General features: G+C 36.4%; 14 protein-coding genes. 7 read left to right on the top strand and 7 right to left on the bottom strand.

Translation table 11 applies throughout. The features are described from left to right. Positions 1-119 precede the first annotated feature (119 nt). The 5 genes from ORI89_RS06025 (at position 120) to fbp (ending at position 5,918) form a co-directional block, all read left to right on the top strand. On the top strand, positions 120-1,130 hold the full coding sequence (locus tag ORI89_RS06025; RefSeq protein WP_268229540.1) for an NAD(P)H-dependent glycerol-3-phosphate dehydrogenase: 1,011 nt from the start codon (positions 120-122) through the stop codon (positions 1,128-1,130). Positions 1,131-1,133: 3 nt separating this feature from the next. Beyond that, entirely contained in the window at positions 1,134-2,033 is a 900-nt protein-coding gene (gene hemF / locus ORI89_RS06020) for an oxygen-dependent coproporphyrinogen oxidase (protein WP_268229539.1), read from the top strand. Positions 2,034-2,052: 19 nt separating this feature from the next. Then, a complete protein-coding gene (locus tag ORI89_RS06015) occupies positions 2,053-3,306 on the top strand; it encodes a M16 family metallopeptidase (protein WP_268229538.1) in 1,254 nt (417 codons plus the stop codon). Next, positions 3,293-4,579, top strand: coding sequence for a M16 family metallopeptidase (locus ORI89_RS06010; RefSeq protein WP_268229537.1), 1,287 nt, complete (start codon positions 3,293-3,295; stop codon positions 4,577-4,579). The genes ORI89_RS06015 and ORI89_RS06010 overlap by 14 nt, the downstream gene beginning before the upstream one ends. Before the next feature lie 313 nt (positions 4,580-4,892). Further along, entirely contained in the window at positions 4,893-5,918 is a 1,026-nt protein-coding gene (gene fbp, locus ORI89_RS06005) for a class 1 fructose-bisphosphatase (RefSeq protein ID WP_268229536.1), read from the top strand. A gap of 36 nt (positions 5,919-5,954) precedes the next feature. On the opposite strand, the gene ORI89_RS06000 is transcribed toward fbp, so the two are convergent. The 7 genes from ORI89_RS06000 to ORI89_RS05970 all read right to left on the bottom strand — a co-directional run bounded on the left by ORI89_RS06000 (position 5,955) and on the right by ORI89_RS05970 (position 14,282). After that, a complete protein-coding gene (locus tag ORI89_RS06000; RefSeq protein ID WP_268229535.1) occupies positions 5,955-7,331 on the bottom strand; it encodes an exonuclease domain-containing protein in 1,377 nt (458 codons plus the stop codon). A 39-nt stretch (positions 7,332-7,370) separates the two neighbouring features. Further along, positions 7,371-8,102, bottom strand: coding sequence for a tRNA threonylcarbamoyladenosine dehydratase (locus ORI89_RS05995; protein ID WP_268229534.1), 732 nt, complete (start codon positions 8,100-8,102; stop codon positions 7,371-7,373). 2 nt (positions 8,103-8,104) lie between these two features. Further along, positions 8,105-8,761 carry a TatD family hydrolase gene (locus tag ORI89_RS05990; RefSeq protein WP_268229533.1) on the bottom strand — a complete coding sequence of 219 codons (657 nt, stop codon included), beginning with the start codon at positions 8,759-8,761 and terminating at the stop codon, positions 8,105-8,107. A 27-nt stretch (positions 8,762-8,788) separates the two neighbouring features. Continuing rightward, on the bottom strand, positions 8,789-10,081 hold the full coding sequence (locus tag ORI89_RS05985; protein ID WP_268229532.1) for an anthranilate synthase component I family protein: 1,293 nt from the start codon (positions 10,079-10,081) through the stop codon (positions 8,789-8,791). A gap of 18 nt (positions 10,082-10,099) precedes the next feature. Beyond that, complete coding sequence (locus ORI89_RS05980) at positions 10,100-11,371, bottom strand: adenylosuccinate synthase (protein ID WP_268229531.1); 1,272 nt, start codon at positions 11,369-11,371, stop codon at positions 10,100-10,102. Positions 11,372-11,497: 126 nt separating this feature from the next. Further along, positions 11,498-11,995 carry a Fur family transcriptional regulator gene (locus ORI89_RS05975; protein WP_268229530.1) on the bottom strand — a complete coding sequence of 166 codons (498 nt, stop codon included), beginning with the start codon at positions 11,993-11,995 and terminating at the stop codon, positions 11,498-11,500. A gap of 79 nt (positions 11,996-12,074) precedes the next feature. Then, positions 12,075-14,282, bottom strand: coding sequence for a RelA/SpoT family protein (locus ORI89_RS05970; protein ID WP_268229529.1), 2,208 nt, complete (start codon positions 14,280-14,282; stop codon positions 12,075-12,077). A gap of 151 nt (positions 14,283-14,433) precedes the next feature. Here ORI89_RS05970 and ORI89_RS05965 point away from each other — a divergent pair, with 151 nt between their 5' ends. Together ORI89_RS05965 and ORI89_RS05960 are read left to right on the top strand one after the other, a co-directional pair. Beyond that, a complete protein-coding gene (locus ORI89_RS05965) occupies positions 14,434-15,072 on the top strand; it encodes a DUF4294 domain-containing protein (protein ID WP_268229528.1) in 639 nt (212 codons plus the stop codon). 66 nt (positions 15,073-15,138) lie between these two features. Next, the gene (locus ORI89_RS05960; RefSeq protein WP_268229527.1) at positions 15,139-15,630 is read left to right on the top strand and encodes a glutathione peroxidase; all 492 of its coding nucleotides are present in this window, start codon (positions 15,139-15,141) and stop codon (positions 15,628-15,630) included. Positions 15,631-15,739 lie beyond the last annotated feature (109 nt).

Below are 15,739 nucleotides of genomic sequence, written 5' to 3'. Positions count from 1 at the left end.
AGGTTCTTGTATAGACAGCTTTATAAGTTTTCTTAGCAATTATTGTAGCGTTTTCAATATTGCACTGTTAAGGCGTATTAAAATACCGTATATTTGTTGGTTTTAGAATTATACAAAGTATGGGGCAGTCTGGTTATAAAGTTGGTATGATTGGGAGTGGTAGTTGGGCAACAGCTATCATGAAGATGTTGGATGACAACGTTGTTGAAAAAGAAGTGTTCTGGTGGATACGAAAACAAGAGGATTTAGATTATGTTCGTCAATTTGGTCATAACCCATCTTATTTAAGTGCTGTACAATTACGTATTTCTGGTGAAAACCTTTTTGTAGATGTGAAACGTGTAATTGAAAAATCAGATATTATTATTTTAAACACACCATCAGCCTATTTAAAGATTGCTTTAGAAGGACTGACTGCCCAAGATTTTAAAGATAAAATTGTAGTCTCTGCTATAAAGGGGATTATTCCTGATGAGAACCTGATTGTGGGTGAATATTTAGCAAAGGTATATGAGATTCCTTTGGAGAATATTGTAGTAGTAGGTGGCCCTTGTCATGCAGAAGAAGTTTCTGCTGAAAAATTATCGTACCTAACATTAGCTGCTAAAGATAGTGTAAAGGCGCAGCTGCTTGCAGATGTCTTACAAACACGCTATATAAAAACAATAATTTCTTCTGATGTATATGGCGTGGAATACGGTGCTGTATTAAAAAATATATATGCAATGGCTGGTGGTATCTGTCATGGTTTGGGTTTTGGCGATAACTTTTTAGCGGTTTTGGTATCCAATGCTATTCGTGAAATGGAACGCTGCGTTTCGGCAATAGACCCTGGGGAAGAACGGGATATCAATGACTCTGTTTACTTGGGGGATCTATTGGTAACAGCCTACTCTCAATTTAGCAGAAACCGTACTTTTGGCCATATGATCGGTAAGGGATATACTGTTCAATCGGCCCAATTGGAAATGAATATGGTAGCAGAAGGATATTATGCTTCAGCTTGTATACAGAATATCATTAGAGAGTATGGCTTGGATATGCCAATTTGTAATATGGTTTATCAGGTGCTTTATAATAAGCAATCAGCAAGTATTGAAGTAAATAAATTAGTAGATAAATTAACATAAATTATGTTGACAAAAGAACATATTGCAGAAACATATAAAACTATTCAAGACGAGATATGCAAAGGTTTAGAGGAGCTTGATGGGGGAGCGAAATTTGAAGAAGAGTTGTGGGAACGTGAAGGTGGAGGGGGCGGTCGTACGCGTATTATTCAGCAGGGAAATGTATTAGAGAAAGGTGGAGTTAATTTTTCTGCGGTACATGGTAAGCTTCCAGAGGTTATTAAGAAGAGTTTTGGGGTAGACGAAGATGATTTTTTTGCAACGGGGGTATCTATAGTTATTCACCCGAATAATCCGTGGGTGCCAATTATCCATATGAATATCCGTTATTTTGAGCTGAATGAGAAGATACGATGGTTTGGTGGTGGCATTGATTTGACTCCGCATTATGTAGAAGAGGGGGATGCTAAGTTCTTTCATCAGATGATGAAAAATGTGTGTGACAAACATCACCCGTCATTTTATTCTGACTTTAAAACTTGGGCTGATAACTATTTCTATATAAAGCATAGGGAAGAAACCCGTGGTATCGGTGGAGTGTTTTATGATAAACTTACGCCCGAGAAAACAGGTTTAAGTAATGAACAGATATTTGATTTTTCTTGTGATTTAGGTCGTACTTTTTTACCGACATATAAAGAATTGGTAGATAGGAATAGAAACCGAACCTTTACCGAGAAAGAAAAACAGTGGCAATTGTTGCGAAGAGGACGCTATGTGGAGTTTAACTTGGTATACGATGCTGGTACTCGTTTTGGATTGGAAACTAATGGACGAATAGAATCTATCCTAATGAGTCTGCCTAGTACTGCGAATTGGGCATATGATTTTAAAGCTGCTGCAGGCTCAAAGGAAGCGGAAACTTTAGGCTTATTAAAAAAAGACATTAATTGGACGCTATAAAGCTACTATAATTTATTGCATGATAAACTTTAAACGTTTTACACTGGATAATGGATTAAGGGTTCTTGTTCATGAAGATCATCATACACCGATGGCTTGTGTTAATTTGCTCTATGATGTTGGTGCGCGTGACGAATCTCCAGATAAGACAGGTTTTGCACACCTTTTTGAGCACTTAATGTTCGGTGGATCGGTGAATATACCTAATTATGACGCTGCTTTACAAGAAGTGGGTGGTGATAATAATGCTTTCACCAGCAATGATATTACCAACTATTACATTACATTACCTGCTGTTAATTTAGAAACTGCTTTTTGGTTAGAGAGTGATCGGATGTTAAGTTTGGCATTCAGTGAACAAAGTTTAGAAGTACAGCGTAATGTGGTATGCGAAGAGTTTAAGCAGCGGTATCTTAATCAACCGTATGGCGATGTATGGCTGCGGTTAAGGCCCCTTGCTTATAAGGAACATCCTTACAAATGGGCAACAATAGGAAAAGAATTGGCGCATATTGAGAACGCTACGATGGAAGACGTAAAGTCTTTTTTTTATACCTATTATCGTCCGAATAATGCCATTTTAGTAGTTTCTGGGCATGTTGATTTCGATGAAGTACAGCTTTTAGCAAAAAAATGGTTTGGTGGAATACCCAAAGGTAATACACCTGTACGTTGCTTGCCCAAAGAGCCTAAACAGACAAAAGCACGTAGAGAAGTGATTGAGGCTAATGTGCCCATTAATAGTATATATATCGCTTTTCATGGTTCTGCACGTATGGAAGACGACTATCCTGTTATGGATATGTTGTCTGATATTTTGTCGCGTGGTACTTCCGCTAGGTTGTACAGAGCCCTGGTAAAGAATGAACCTATTTTTAGTGAAGTTAATGCTTATGTGCTTGGCTCTACGGACAATAACTTGTTTTTGGTAGAAGGTAAGCCTCTGCCCGACGTTACTATGGAGTATGCGGAGGAATGTCTGTGGAAGCAACTGGAGCTCTTAAAAGAGCAGTTGGTAGAAGAGGAAGAACTTCAGAAAATAAAGAATAAGATTGAATCTACGTTGGTCTTTGCCGAGTTGTCTATTTTAGATAAAGCTATGAATTTAGCCTATTATGAAAGTTTGGGTGATGCGAATCTTTATAATGAAGAAGCGCAAAGGTATATGGAAGTAACTTCCTTAAAGATGCAGAACTTGGCTCGTGAAATGTTTGTCGAAGAAAACTCTTCAACATTAGTTTATTTAGCAAAAGAAAATAATGATATTAAATAGGGTAGAGGCTCCTCAAAAGCATGCGATTGAGTCTATTGACTTAATAGAACCACAGGTGTTTGATTATGATAATGGTTTGAAAATGTTTTTGTTTCAAACTGAGGAAGTAGATCTGGTAAAAGTTGAGTTTATTTTTGATAATGTTTTCAATGCTTTGCAGTCACCACTTTTAAATCCTTGTCTTTCCGGTATGTTAAAAGAGGGTACGCTAACAAGAATGAGTGCGCAGATAGCTGAGGAAATAGACTTTTACGGAGCGTATTTAATACCTGAATATGGCTATGACCAGATGTCTTTGAACTTATACTCTCTGCCTAAATACTTACCTAAGGTGTTGCACATTGTTCAGGATATATTGAAAAATGCAATTTTCCCAGAGGAGGAGTTAGAAACTTTTAAGAGAAATAATAAGCAAAAGCTTCAAGTCTCTTTGCAGAAGAATGATTTTGTTGCACGGAGATTATTTTATAAAAGTTTGTTCGGTGACGAACATTATTATGGTTATACACCAGATGTAGAGTCGTATGATAGTTTAACGCGCGAAAGCTTGCTTGAATTGTATAAAAAAGAGATTCAACCGAAGAATTGTACACTAATCGTTTCAGGAAATGTATCAGCGGATTTGATTACACAGATTGAAGAGTTATTTGTGGCAGATTGGAGGAATTCACAGCTTTACTCCAAGGATAGTTTGTTTTTATTAGCAGATGTGGAGCCTCAGAATATCGTTGAAGAGCGTACAGATGCTTTGCAGTCTGCTATTCGCTTAGGCATGCCTATGATTAATCGTACACACGATGATTTTCCAGCGGTGCAATTTGTAAACACCTTATTTGGAGGTTATTTCGGATCGCGTTTAATGCGTAATATACGAGAAGAAAAAGGGTATACCTACTCTATAGGTTCTGCTGTTGCAAGTTTAAAATATACAGGCTTTTTTACTATAGCTTCAGAAGTAGCTGCGGAGAGTACTGCGCTTACAATGCTTGAAATTGAAAAAGAATTCGATATTTTATGTAGTATAGTACCGGATGAAGCAGAAGTGGAGTTAGTGCGTAATTATATTTTAGGCTCTATGATGGGTAGCTTAGAATCTATATTTTCGCATGCAGATAAATTTAAAGCCGTTTATTTTTACGGCATGACTAACGATTATTATAAGCAATATAATACAGTCATAAGAAGTATGACTGCGGAGAAGGTGCTACAAATAGCGCAAAAATATTTCAATTTTAACCAACTGGTACAAATTGTGGTTGGTAAAATGAATTGATTTTTTCGTTTAAAAAAAAAGAAAATTTGTATAATTCCCAGTAATTAGTGAAATTGGTTTTGCCTAAGGACTTGTTAAAAGTTAATCGGAATAATAAAGTTTGAAAATATTTATCAATACAACAGATAGAATATCAGTTGTTTGTAGATGTGTTTTTTGTACAATAAGCTAGTTTTGAGTTTTTTAATAGGCTTTTTCTTTCTAGTTTTGCGACAGGTTTTTACTGGGGGCAGTGCGCCAATATAAAAAATTCGTGCGTTTGTTTTTCCTACGCTGCCCCCTTTACCTTTATTTATGATTAAATATTTTAAGCATGTCATTAAAAACATTAGGGCAATTTATTATTGAAAAGCAGGCTGATTTTCCTTATGCTAAAGGCGAACTATCTCGCTTACTTCGTGATATTGGAATAGCTGCGAAGGTGGTTAATAGGGCAGTCAACAAAGCCGGTTTAGCAGATATGCTCGGTGAAAATGGAAGTGCAAATATTCAAGGTGAAGTACAGCAGAAATTAGATGTTTTTGCAGATGAGCAATTTATTGAAGCTTTAAGTAGAGGCGGAGAGTGTTGTTATATTGCTTCAGAAGAGCATGAGGATGGCATTGACCTCTCAACTCTTGTTACTTCAAAATATGGACAGTATATCGTTTGTGTTGATCCATTGGATGGCTCATCAAATATTGATTTAAACGTTTCTGTAGGTACTATATTTTCTATCTATCGTAGAAAAAAGGAAAGTGGTGTTATTGAAAGCCAAGAAGTACTACAGTATGGGCGTGAACAAGTAGCCGCAGGTTATGTTATATATGGATCATCTACGATGTTGGTTTATACTACGGGTAAAGGGGTAAATGGATTTACATTAGATCCGTCAATTGGAGAGTTTTGTTTGTCTCATCCGGATATGCGTATACCAAAACAAGGGAAAACCTATTCTGTTAATGAAGGTAATTATAGAAAATTTCCACAGTATATTAAGGATTATATAAAATATTGTCAGGAAGAGGATGCTTCAACTAGTAGACCTTATACTTCTCGGTATATTGGTTCTATGGTTGCAGATATACACCGTACTTTAATTATTGGAGGTGTTTTTCTTTATCCTGAAAGTAGTGCTTATCCGCAAGGAAAGCTACGTTTATTGTATGAATGTAATCCTATGGCTTTTATTATAGAACAAGCGGGAGGAAGAGCCATTTCTAATACTTGTAGAGTTCTGGATATTAGGCCCACTCACCTTCATCAACGTGTTCCGATTGTTATAGGAAGCGCAGATATGGTGGGAAAGGTAGAGAAATATCTAGAAAAGGTTGATATTCTTACAGCCACTGAAAGTTAAGCTTACTAAGGATATGTTGTTTGGTCTTACGCTGATTTATGGACGTGGTAAGTTATATACTTTATCAGGGTTTTTAATTGCATAATCCAGTACTAATTGCTGCATATAATAATTACTGATACATTTATCCTGGTAAGAGACAATATCTTCTGCTGCATGCCATTGTAGGGTGGAATCTATAAAACCCAAAGCAAAAAGTTTATTTTCTTTGTAATAGATGTAACTTTGCTCTTCGTATCTGCGGCCCTTGTCAATGAGAATGAAAGAACGATTAAAGTTGCTTAAATGATCTATAGCACTGCTCATTAGTTGGTTGGAAGAAATTATATCCTGTGGGCTTTCCTTCGTTTCACTTTTTATTGTTTTTGTCTCATTACCGGGAGAGAAAAATGTGCAGAAAGCAGGACTTAAATTAAAATCACGAATTAAATTACTCAGGTATAGATTGGCTTGATTGGCTGTTTCAAAATATTGTAAACCTAAAAGGTTGGGCATTGCCTTACTTATAGCTAGCCTGTCGTAACCTCTGATATCTTGATAGTGGACAAGTACAAACTTAGGCTCGTACTTTTTTAATGCTTTATTATACACTGGCCAATGTTTTTTTATGAGTTGGCATTCCATTAATAAGGCCATTAACTCCGTCCCCGACTCTTGAAAATCAATAGAAGAAATGTTTCTAATAAATTCTTGTCTCTGTAAGCTAGTATTACTGCCTGTGAAATGACTTAGAATACGCTTTTTTATGTTTAAGGCTTTACCTACATATATAATTTTACCTTTTTTATTCCTGAATAAATAGATACCGGTAGTTTCTGGAATTTTAGCAAAGTCTTCACCTGACACCTGAGGAGGAAGTCGGTGTTCTGTATTCTTTCTGATACTTTGGAGTATATAGTTGTCCGTGTCTTTTTTCAAGAGAATCTCAAATAGCTTGACCGTGGCTTCTGTGTCGCCCATCGCCCGGTGTCTATTCTGAATAGATATGTCAAGCTGGGCACATAGCTTACCAAGGCTATATGATTTGTAGCCAGGTATTATCTTTCGAGCTAAACGCACCGTACATAATTTTGGAGCTTGCCATTCATAACCTGCCTGTTTTAGTTCTTTTACTATAAAGCTAAAGTCAAAATTCACATTATGGGCTACAAAAATTTTTCCTTGTAAAAGGTGAAAGATATCTTCGGCTATGTCTTCAAAACGAGGTGCACTCTCTACCATTTCTGGACTAATTCCTGTTAGTACCTGAATATTGTAGGGGATAGGGCAGTCGGGGTTGATTAGTGTTTCATAACGATCTATAATCTTTTTACCGTTATGTATAACAATTGCAATCTCTGTTATACGACTACCTGATGCATGACTGCCTGTTGTTTCAATATCTACAATTGCAAAATCCTTTTGTTTATTCACAATGCAATTATACTAATTTAATTAGTATAATAAAAGGGCTTATTTAACTTCCATTCCCATTAGTTCTCGAATGGCAACCGAGGCGATTGCTCCTCCAAATGCTGCAGGTAAATAAGAGATTGTTCCATAGGCAGATTTTTTAAAATTACTACCGTCTGTGTATAATAATGAGTTCTTATCAGGAAGTTCTGTAGAAAATGCTACTTTAACCCCTGTGTTGATGCCGTGCTTGCGTAATTTTTTACGTATATGCTGAGCTAGTTTACAGTTGTAGGACTGACTAATATCTGCTATTTTAATTTTTGTAGGGTCGACTTTACCACCCGCACCCATAGAGCTTACAAAGGGAATTTTCTGTTCGATGACTTTACGTATGAAGAAAAGTTTTGGTGTTATACTATCTATAGCTTCGACACAATAGTCTGGTTTTAAATCTAGTAATGCTGGTATAGTTTCAGGTAGTATAAAATCTTGTACAACATTTAATTGCAGTTCCGGATTTATAGCGAGCAGTCTTTCACGCATGATTTCAGCTTTTGCAAGACCATGGTTTGTTGAAAGGGCAGGTAATTGTCTATTCCTATTTGAAGGGTCGACTGTATCTCCATCGATGATTGTCATTTTGCCGACACCAGCTCTACATATAAATTCGGCAGCAAACGAACCTACGCCACCTAAACCGAGTACCATTACATGAGTCTGAGCGAGCTTTTCTAATGCTTCGCGTCCTGTTAAAGCTTCTGTTCTAGAAAGCCACGATAAATCCTTCATTTTTAAACAAACGTCTTAAATACCTTCTTAAAGTTACTACCAACCAGTTCTTTCAATTCAGCTAAACCAATTTTTCGAACTTCGCAAAAGTACGTATAAACATCTGTTATTTTAATAGGTTTCCCGTCAGTTTCTAAGAATAAATAAGCTAAAGGTAAATTTGTAATCAAGTCGTCTTTTTTTCCTTTTAGGAGTATAGGATCAAGGCTTAAGTAATAGCCTTGATGTAAAAGCTGTTGCGCTAATTGAAGGTGCTTATTGAAACCATGGAAAATAACAGGCACCTTTACTTTTTCTTTTTTTAATACTTTTATACATTCTTGGTAAGCCCGAACACAATGTATAATTAATGGCTTTTGGACTTTATTAGCGATAGCTATTTGTCGTTCGAACACTTGTATCTGGAGCTGCCAATCTGTAGCAGATAATTTATCAAGCCCACATTCGCCAATAGCGATTACCTGGGGTAAATGAGCTGCATGGTGAAGTTCGTCCAGTTGTTTTTGCCAACAATCAGAAATATATTGAGGATGGATTCCTACAGAGCTTGGTAAAGTAGATAATTTGTCTTTTCCTAAAATAATATTGGGCAGTGAGAAGAAAGCAGCATTGTTTTCTTCAAATTGATGGGTATGTATATTTATAAAAGGAGCAGACATTTACTATTTCATCATAAATGCTGCATATTAAGGATAAATATCTGCATTTAAAACTTGTAATATGGCAGAAGCTTTTAATAAACATTCTTGGTATTCATCTTCAAGCTTGGCATTTAAAGTGATAGCGCCTCCGGTGTGAAAAGATAAATATTTTAAATTCTCATTATACAATATGGAACGGATGATGACATTAAAGTCAAAGCTACCATTTGGGGCAAAGTATCCTATAGAGCCTGAGTAGAGACCTCTTCTACTGTTCTCATATTTTTCACATATTTGCATAGCGCTAACTTTTGGTGCGCCCGTCATAGATCCTGGAGGGAAAGCATTTTTTATAGCAGTAAGATCGTCTATTTCATTGGCTTGCTGGCAGGTTATCGTAGATATAAGTTGATGTACTTGTTTGAAGCTATGAATTTCTAATTTTTTGGAAGCATCAACAGAGCCTGGTTTAGCACTTATTGTAAGGTCATTACGCACTAAATCGACAATCATAATGTTCTCGGCAATTTCCTTAGGGTCATTCTGCAACCGTTTTATAATTAGCTCATCTTCATTTGCGTTTTTCCCTCTTGCTGCAGTACCTTTAATTGGTTGGGAAATAAGTGTATCATTACGTTTTGCCAAAAAGCGTTCAGGAGAGGCGCATAAAACAAATTTATCTTTCCATTTGAAAAAAGTAGAAAAAGGAGTAGGGGAAACTGATTCTAGTGCTCTGTATACTTCAAGGGGTTGAATATCAGTTTCTTCAGCATAAAATTCCTGACAGAGATTAACTTCGTAAATATCGCCGCGGTTGATATGTTGCTGTACATGATTGAAAGCCTTTGTATAATCTGACTTGGACATGCGGCTTTTAACTTTGATATTTAATGTTTGACTACTTGCTGTCTCTGTTATTGTTGTGGCTTCAATTTGTGCTAAAATTAATTGGGGATCAGGAGCTATAATTTCGACAAGTTCTTTTTTGAATTTGATGAGTGTTTGTGGCACAAAAAAAGCAGCATTAGGAAATCCCAATCTATCGGGCTTATTAGTTGATAGACTTTCAATTTCATTTTTAAGATCATAACTAAAAAAGCCAAACATCCACGTATTGGGATGTTTGGCTTTAAAATCTTGAAGATTTTGAAAAGTATTGATCTGATTGCTTTCAAATACAGAAGCAGCATGTACAGCTAGTACACTATCTACTGCTGTGTATTCGTCTGTTGTATAGCCACTAGAATTAAGATATGCAATTTCCTTAAATTTTTGTGCCCATGTTAAGGCTTTTTCTTTAAAGACTTTTATATCAACAGTAAAAGTGGCCGAAGACATTGGAGTAATTAAAAAGAATTACAATTCAATAGTTTGTACACGATCTGGACCTACTGATAGGAACTTAATTGGTACCTCTAATGCTTTTTCTAAGTAATCAATGTAATTTTTCAATGCTGTTGGAATTTCTTCTTTTGTTCGGATTCCTGTAACATCCTGATTCCAACCTTGTATTTCTTCTAGTACAGGCTCTGCTTGATTTGTAATAACCTCATATGGCATATAATCAATTACTTCACCTTTGTACTTATAATGTGTACATACTTTTATGGTTTCAAATGTATCTAAGACGTCAGCTTTCATCATGATGAGGTCTGTGACACCATTTAACATGATCGCATATTTTAATGCCGGTAGATCAATCCAACCTGTACGGCGTGAGCGTCCGGTGATAGCACCAAACTCATGACCTAATTGGCGTAGTTTTTCACCAGTTTCACAGTCAAGTTCCGTTGGAAACGGCCCACCACCAACACGTGTTGCATAAGCTTTAAAAATACCGAATACAGAACCGATTTTATTAGGCGCAACACCTAATCCTGTACAGGCTCCAGCTGTAGTCGTGTTGGATGAAGTAACAAATGGATATGAACCAAAATCTACGTCTAATAATGTACCTTGAGCACCTTCTGCTAGTACTTTTTTACCAGATTTGATGTAGCTATTCACTAGATGTTCAGCATCTACATGAGGAATAGTTTTGATAAACTCTATAGCCTCCATGAAATCTTTTTCTTTATCATCGAAAGCGGGGATTTCACCGTAATGCGATAGGATCTCTAAATGTTTGTTTTTTAACTTTTCGTAACGCTCTTTGAAATCTGGTAATGTGATATCACCAACACGTAATCCGTTTCTACCGGTTTTGTCCATATATGTTGGACCAATGCCCTTTAAAGTAGACCCGATTTTACCCGCACCCATTTTAGACTCCGATGCTGCGTCAAGTAATCGGTGCGTAGGAAGAATAAGGTGCGCCTTACGTGCAATGACTAACGTGCCTTTTCCTACTGGATCTGAACCCGCTGCTTTCAAGCTCTCTATTTCCCGTTTTAATGTAACAGGGTCAATAACTACACCACCACCGATTAGGTTTAATGTGCCTTCATTAAATATTCCTGATGGAATGGTATTTAAAATAAACTTTTTGTTATCAAACTCTAATGTATGTCCGGCATTAGGACCTCCTTGAAAGCGAGCGACTAAATCGTATTGTTTACAAAATACATCGACTATTTTTCCTTTTCCTTCGTCGCCCCATTGTAGGCCTAGAAGCACATCAACTTGCATAATATTTGTAATATTGAGTTTTTAAATTATTTGATATTCTTACTTTTTTAAAACGATAGTACCTGTAAAAAATAAAAGATGTTTTTTACGGGACAAAGGTAATACAATAAAGTGTTGATTATTGTATTAATTTGAAATTACAGGATTCTCGCTTTTTGAGTCTGTTTTTTCTGCATTTTTTTTCTGACAAGCTTCACAGACACCATATAAATTTAAAGAGTGGTGCTTGATATCAAATTTTAGTAATTCACCCATTAAACTTTGAATCTGGTTGATACGTGGGTCACAGAATTCCACGACAACATTACATTCAATACAGATGACATGGTCATGCTGTTTGTAGCCAAATGATTTTTCAAATTGGGCCATGTTTTTACCAAACTGATGCTTAGTCACCAAATCACAGGAAACAAGAAGTTCAAGGGTGTTGTATACCGTAGCTCGGCTTACACGATACTTTTTGTTCTTCATGTGTATATAAAGTGACTCGACGTCGAAATGGTCTGAACGTGAGTAGATTTCCTCCAATATTGCGTAACGCTCTGGAGTTTTTCTTAGATTTTTATTTTCTAAGTAAGCTTCAAATATCTTTTTTACCGTAGGGTAGTTCTCTGCTTGATTCATATTCGAATTTAATTCCTTACAAATTTACCAATTTCATTTTTAAAAAACGATGATTTAAAAATACATCAAAATAAGCGTTTTATGTATTTGCCTCATAGCGTGTTACACTAGTTATGCCGTTGATGTTTTTTAAATTTTCCATTAGTTTGTCTAATTGCTCCGTGTTGTTTACAAAAACCATTATGTCACCATCGAATATTCCCTCATTACTTACTATGGAGAGGGAGCGAATATTAACATTAAATTCGCTAGAGATTACATTCGTGATTTTGTTTACTAAGCCTACATCATCAATACCGATAATACGTAGCCCAGTAAGGAATGCTACATTAGCTTGCGAAGACGACCATTTCGCTTTTAGAATCCTATAACCATAATTAGCCATGAGTTTGGAAGAGTTTGGACAACTGGTTCTATGAATCTTTATGCCGTCATTAACTGTTAGAAAACCAAATATATCGTCTCCCGGGATAGGGTTGCAGCAAGGGGCAAGGGTATAATCGATCTTTTGCATATCATCGCCTATAAGGATAGTGTCAACTTCTTTTTTGTTGATTTTTTCTACCAATCCCGTGATATGACTATTAAATTGTGGGTGATGTTGTTCAGGACCTTTTTCGCTCGCTGCGTACTCTCTTAGGTTCTTTACATCGATAACACCTTTGGCAACATTGTAAAATAGATCTTGTGAACTTGGGTATTTAAAATAGTTTGCTATTTTATTAATGTTATCTGTGTTGTAGGTGATCTTTAGTGACTTTAGCTTACGCTCAAGTATCTCCTTACCATCTTCAGCTATGCGTCTTTTTTCTTCTTTTAATGAAGATCTGATTTTGGATTTAGCCTTGGCCGTTATTACAAAATTTAACCAATCTTCTTTAGGTGTTTGTTTGTTTGACGTTATAATTTCGACTTGATCGCCATTTTGTAATGGATGACTTAGTGGAACTAACTTATGATTTACTTTAGCCCCTATACAGGTAGCGCCTATATCTGAGTGAATTTCGAAAGCAAAGTCTAATGCTGTTGCGCCGTTTGGAAGTTGGACAAGAGAGCCTTTGGGGGTAAAAATAAATATTTCATCCGAAAAGAGGTTCATCTTGAAATCGTCGACAAAGTCCATTGCATTTTGCTCTGGACTACTTAACATTTGCCTAACTTTTTCTATCCATTGGTCTAAGCCACTGTCTGAATTTGATTCTTTATATTTCCAGTGTGCAGCAAAGCCTTTTTCTGCAATTTCGTTCATGCGTTTTGTTCGTATCTGCACTTCTACCCATTGCCCTTTTGGCCCCATTACAGTGGTATGTAATGATTCATATCCGTTTCCTTTAGGAGACGACACCCAGTCTCTTAGGCGATCTGGATTCGGTCTATATAAATCCGTGATAATTGAATAGACCTTCCAACATTCTGTCTTCTCCCGTTCAGTTATGGTGTCAATAACTATACGTATAGCGAATAAGTCATATACCTCTTCAAAAGGAATGGATTTTTTTCGCATTTTATTCCAGATAGAATAAATGGATTTTGGTCTTCCGAAAACTTCCGCTTTGATGCCCTGTTCTTCTAAGATAACTTCTACGGGTTTAATGAATTCTTCTACAAAACGCTCTCGTTCTGCTTTCTTTTCATTTAATTTTCGCGCTATAAATTTATACGTTTCCGGATCGGTGTATTTCATGGAGAGATCTTCAAGCTCTGACTTTATAGCGTACAAACCTAGGCGGTGCGCTAAAGGGGCATAAAGGTAACTTGTCTCTGAAGCTATTTTTAATTGTTTATGGCGGGCCATGAACTCCATAGTGCGCATATTGTGTAGGCGATCGGCTAATTTGATTAAGATCACCCGGACGTCATCGGCCAAAGTAAGGAGCATCTTTCGGAAATTTTCAGCTTGCATAGAGCTGTTCGGATCAAATATACCGGAGATCTTTGTTAAGCCATCAATAATACGTGCGACCTTTTTGCCGAACATGGCTTCAATCTCAACTAGTGTCATTGAAGTGTCCTCTACAACATCGTGTAGTAATGCGCATACGATAGAAGTGGTGCCTAACCCTATTTCTTCAGCTGCAATTTGTGCGACCGCAATGGGGTGATAAATATAGGGCTCGCCTGATTTGCGGCGCATATCTTTGTGGCTTTCTAATGCTAAATCAAAAGCTTTTCTAATTTCTTGTTTATCTCCCCGCTGCAGTGTGGGTTTACAAGCCCGTAATAAAGCCCGGTATCTCTTTCTGATGTCTTTGTTTTCTGCTTCTATATCAATCACATAATCTTCCATATACACACTGAGAAAAATTGCTTTTATATAATGTTTTTTGTACTTTTATTATTGTTTTCTTTGTTATCTTACTGGAACAACGAAAAGGTTATCATAAATATAGTAAATATTTCACTTATTTTTAAAACTGTGTTAATATTTTAGTGAGGTCATGAAGAGATTGTTTTTTTTGGTTTTCGTGTTTTTCTCTTTTTCGATACTGCTGCAAGCACAAGAATTGCAGTTGCCTCATTATGGCGAAGGTGAGGGGGCCATTATCACAAATTACTTAACTAATAAGCTGGAGTCAGGAGAGGTGGTGCCTTTTTTTGTTATTAAGGAGATTGTAGTTACTCGGAAACGTACGTTTAAAACTGTGGAGGATCATCAGCGTTATTTGAGATTAGAACGTAATGTTTTACGAGTTTTACCTTATGCTATATATGCACAACGACGTTATGAAAAGCTTGATAGAGAGTTGGCCATGGTGTCAAGTAAGAGAGAGGAGAAACGCTTGATCAAAATTTGTGAAGATGAGATTAAGGCTAAGTTCAATGCGGAGATTAAGAATTTGAGTATCTCACAAGGGGCTATCTTAATTAAGCTTATACAAAGACAGACCGGTAGTACCAGTTATGAACTTGTGAAAGAGATGAAAGGAGGGCTTTCTGCTTTTTTCTTTCAGTCAGTAGCAAAGGTTTTTGGTCATAATTTGAAAAACACATACGATGTAGAGGAGGATTATGAAATTGAGAACATTATCCGTAGTTATGAACGTGTGCGGCCAATCAAAAATTTGTACAATTACTAAATAGTAATATCGTTTTTTAACGTTAGCATAGTACATCATGAATTTGTAGAAAAGAAAGGAGAAGTTATGGAGTCCGTTTATAGTTTTAATGCTTTACAGTTTAATGGCGAAAAGAAATCTTTACAGGACTATTCTGGAAAGGTTCTTTTGATCGTTAATACGGCAAGTCGTTGCTTTTTCACGCCACAATATAAAGCACTCGAGAGGCTTTATCAGCGTTATAAAGATTTAGGTTTTGAAATATTGGCCTTCCCCTCGAATGATTTCCGAGGGCAGGAGCCTATGACTGGATTACAGCTTGAAACTTACTGTAGAATACAACAGCAAGTAACCTTCCCTGTGTTTAAACGTTTACATGTTGTCGGTGATTATGCGGACCCTCTGTATCAGTACCTTGCTGATAAAACAAAAAATGGAAAGGTAAACAGCAGGCCTTTGTGGAATTTTCATAAATATCTGATCAATAAGCAAGGAGAAGTTGTAGATTTTTTTTATAGTACGACAGGTCCGGAGGCGAAGCGTGTTTTGACAAAAATAGAACAATTGATTGCTGAATAATACCCCTTTTTAATTTTTATCTTTGTTACTTATTTAAGCTAATAGACTTGGTAGTTGTAAATATTTACATATCCATTGCGCTATCCATTAGGTTATTTGTAGTTTTAAA

The organism is Sphingobacterium sp. UT-1RO-CII-1 (genome assembly GCF_026711005.1).
Taxonomy (GTDB): domain Bacteria; phylum Bacteroidota; class Bacteroidia; order Sphingobacteriales; family Sphingobacteriaceae; genus Sphingobacterium.
Note: the sequence above shows the minus strand (reverse complement) of the source record. Positions and strands in the feature narration are given on the sequence as shown.

What these genes read in the sequence shown, in the direction of transcription:
- hemF (WP_268229539.1), top strand. Translation starts at nt 1,134, where the DNA reads ATGTTGACAAAAGAACATATTGCAGAAACATATAAAACTATTCAAGAC.
- ORI89_RS06025 (WP_268229540.1), top strand. Translation starts at nt 120, where the DNA reads ATGGGGCAGTCTGGTTATAAAGTTGGTATGATTGGGAGTGGTAGTTGG.
- ORI89_RS05995 (WP_268229534.1), bottom strand. Translation starts at nt 8,102, where the DNA reads ATGAAGGATTTATCGTGGCTTTCTAGAACAGAAGCTTTAACAGGACGC.
- ORI89_RS05985 (WP_268229532.1), bottom strand. Translation starts at nt 10,081, where the DNA reads ATGTCTTCGGCCACTTTTACTGTTGATATAAAAGTCTTTAAAGAAAAA.
- ORI89_RS05970 (WP_268229529.1), bottom strand. Translation starts at nt 14,282, where the DNA reads ATGGAAGATTATGTGATTGATATAGAAGCAGAAAACAAAGACATCAGA.
- ORI89_RS06015 (WP_268229538.1), top strand. Translation starts at nt 2,053, where the DNA reads ATGATAAACTTTAAACGTTTTACACTGGATAATGGATTAAGGGTTCTT.
- ORI89_RS05975 (WP_268229530.1), bottom strand. Translation starts at nt 11,995, where the DNA reads ATGAATCAAGCAGAGAACTACCCTACGGTAAAAAAGATATTTGAAGCT.
- ORI89_RS05990 (WP_268229533.1), bottom strand. Translation starts at nt 8,761, where the DNA reads ATGTCTGCTCCTTTTATAAATATACATACCCATCAATTTGAAGAAAAC.
- ORI89_RS05980 (WP_268229531.1), bottom strand. Translation starts at nt 11,371, where the DNA reads ATGCAAGTTGATGTGCTTCTAGGCCTACAATGGGGCGACGAAGGAAAA.
- ORI89_RS05960 (WP_268229527.1), top strand. Translation starts at nt 15,139, where the DNA reads ATGGAGTCCGTTTATAGTTTTAATGCTTTACAGTTTAATGGCGAAAAG.
- ORI89_RS06010 (WP_268229537.1), top strand. Translation starts at nt 3,293, where the DNA reads ATGATATTAAATAGGGTAGAGGCTCCTCAAAAGCATGCGATTGAGTCT.
- ORI89_RS05965 (WP_268229528.1), top strand. Translation starts at nt 14,434, where the DNA reads ATGAAGAGATTGTTTTTTTTGGTTTTCGTGTTTTTCTCTTTTTCGATA.
- fbp (WP_268229536.1), top strand. Translation starts at nt 4,893, where the DNA reads ATGTCATTAAAAACATTAGGGCAATTTATTATTGAAAAGCAGGCTGAT.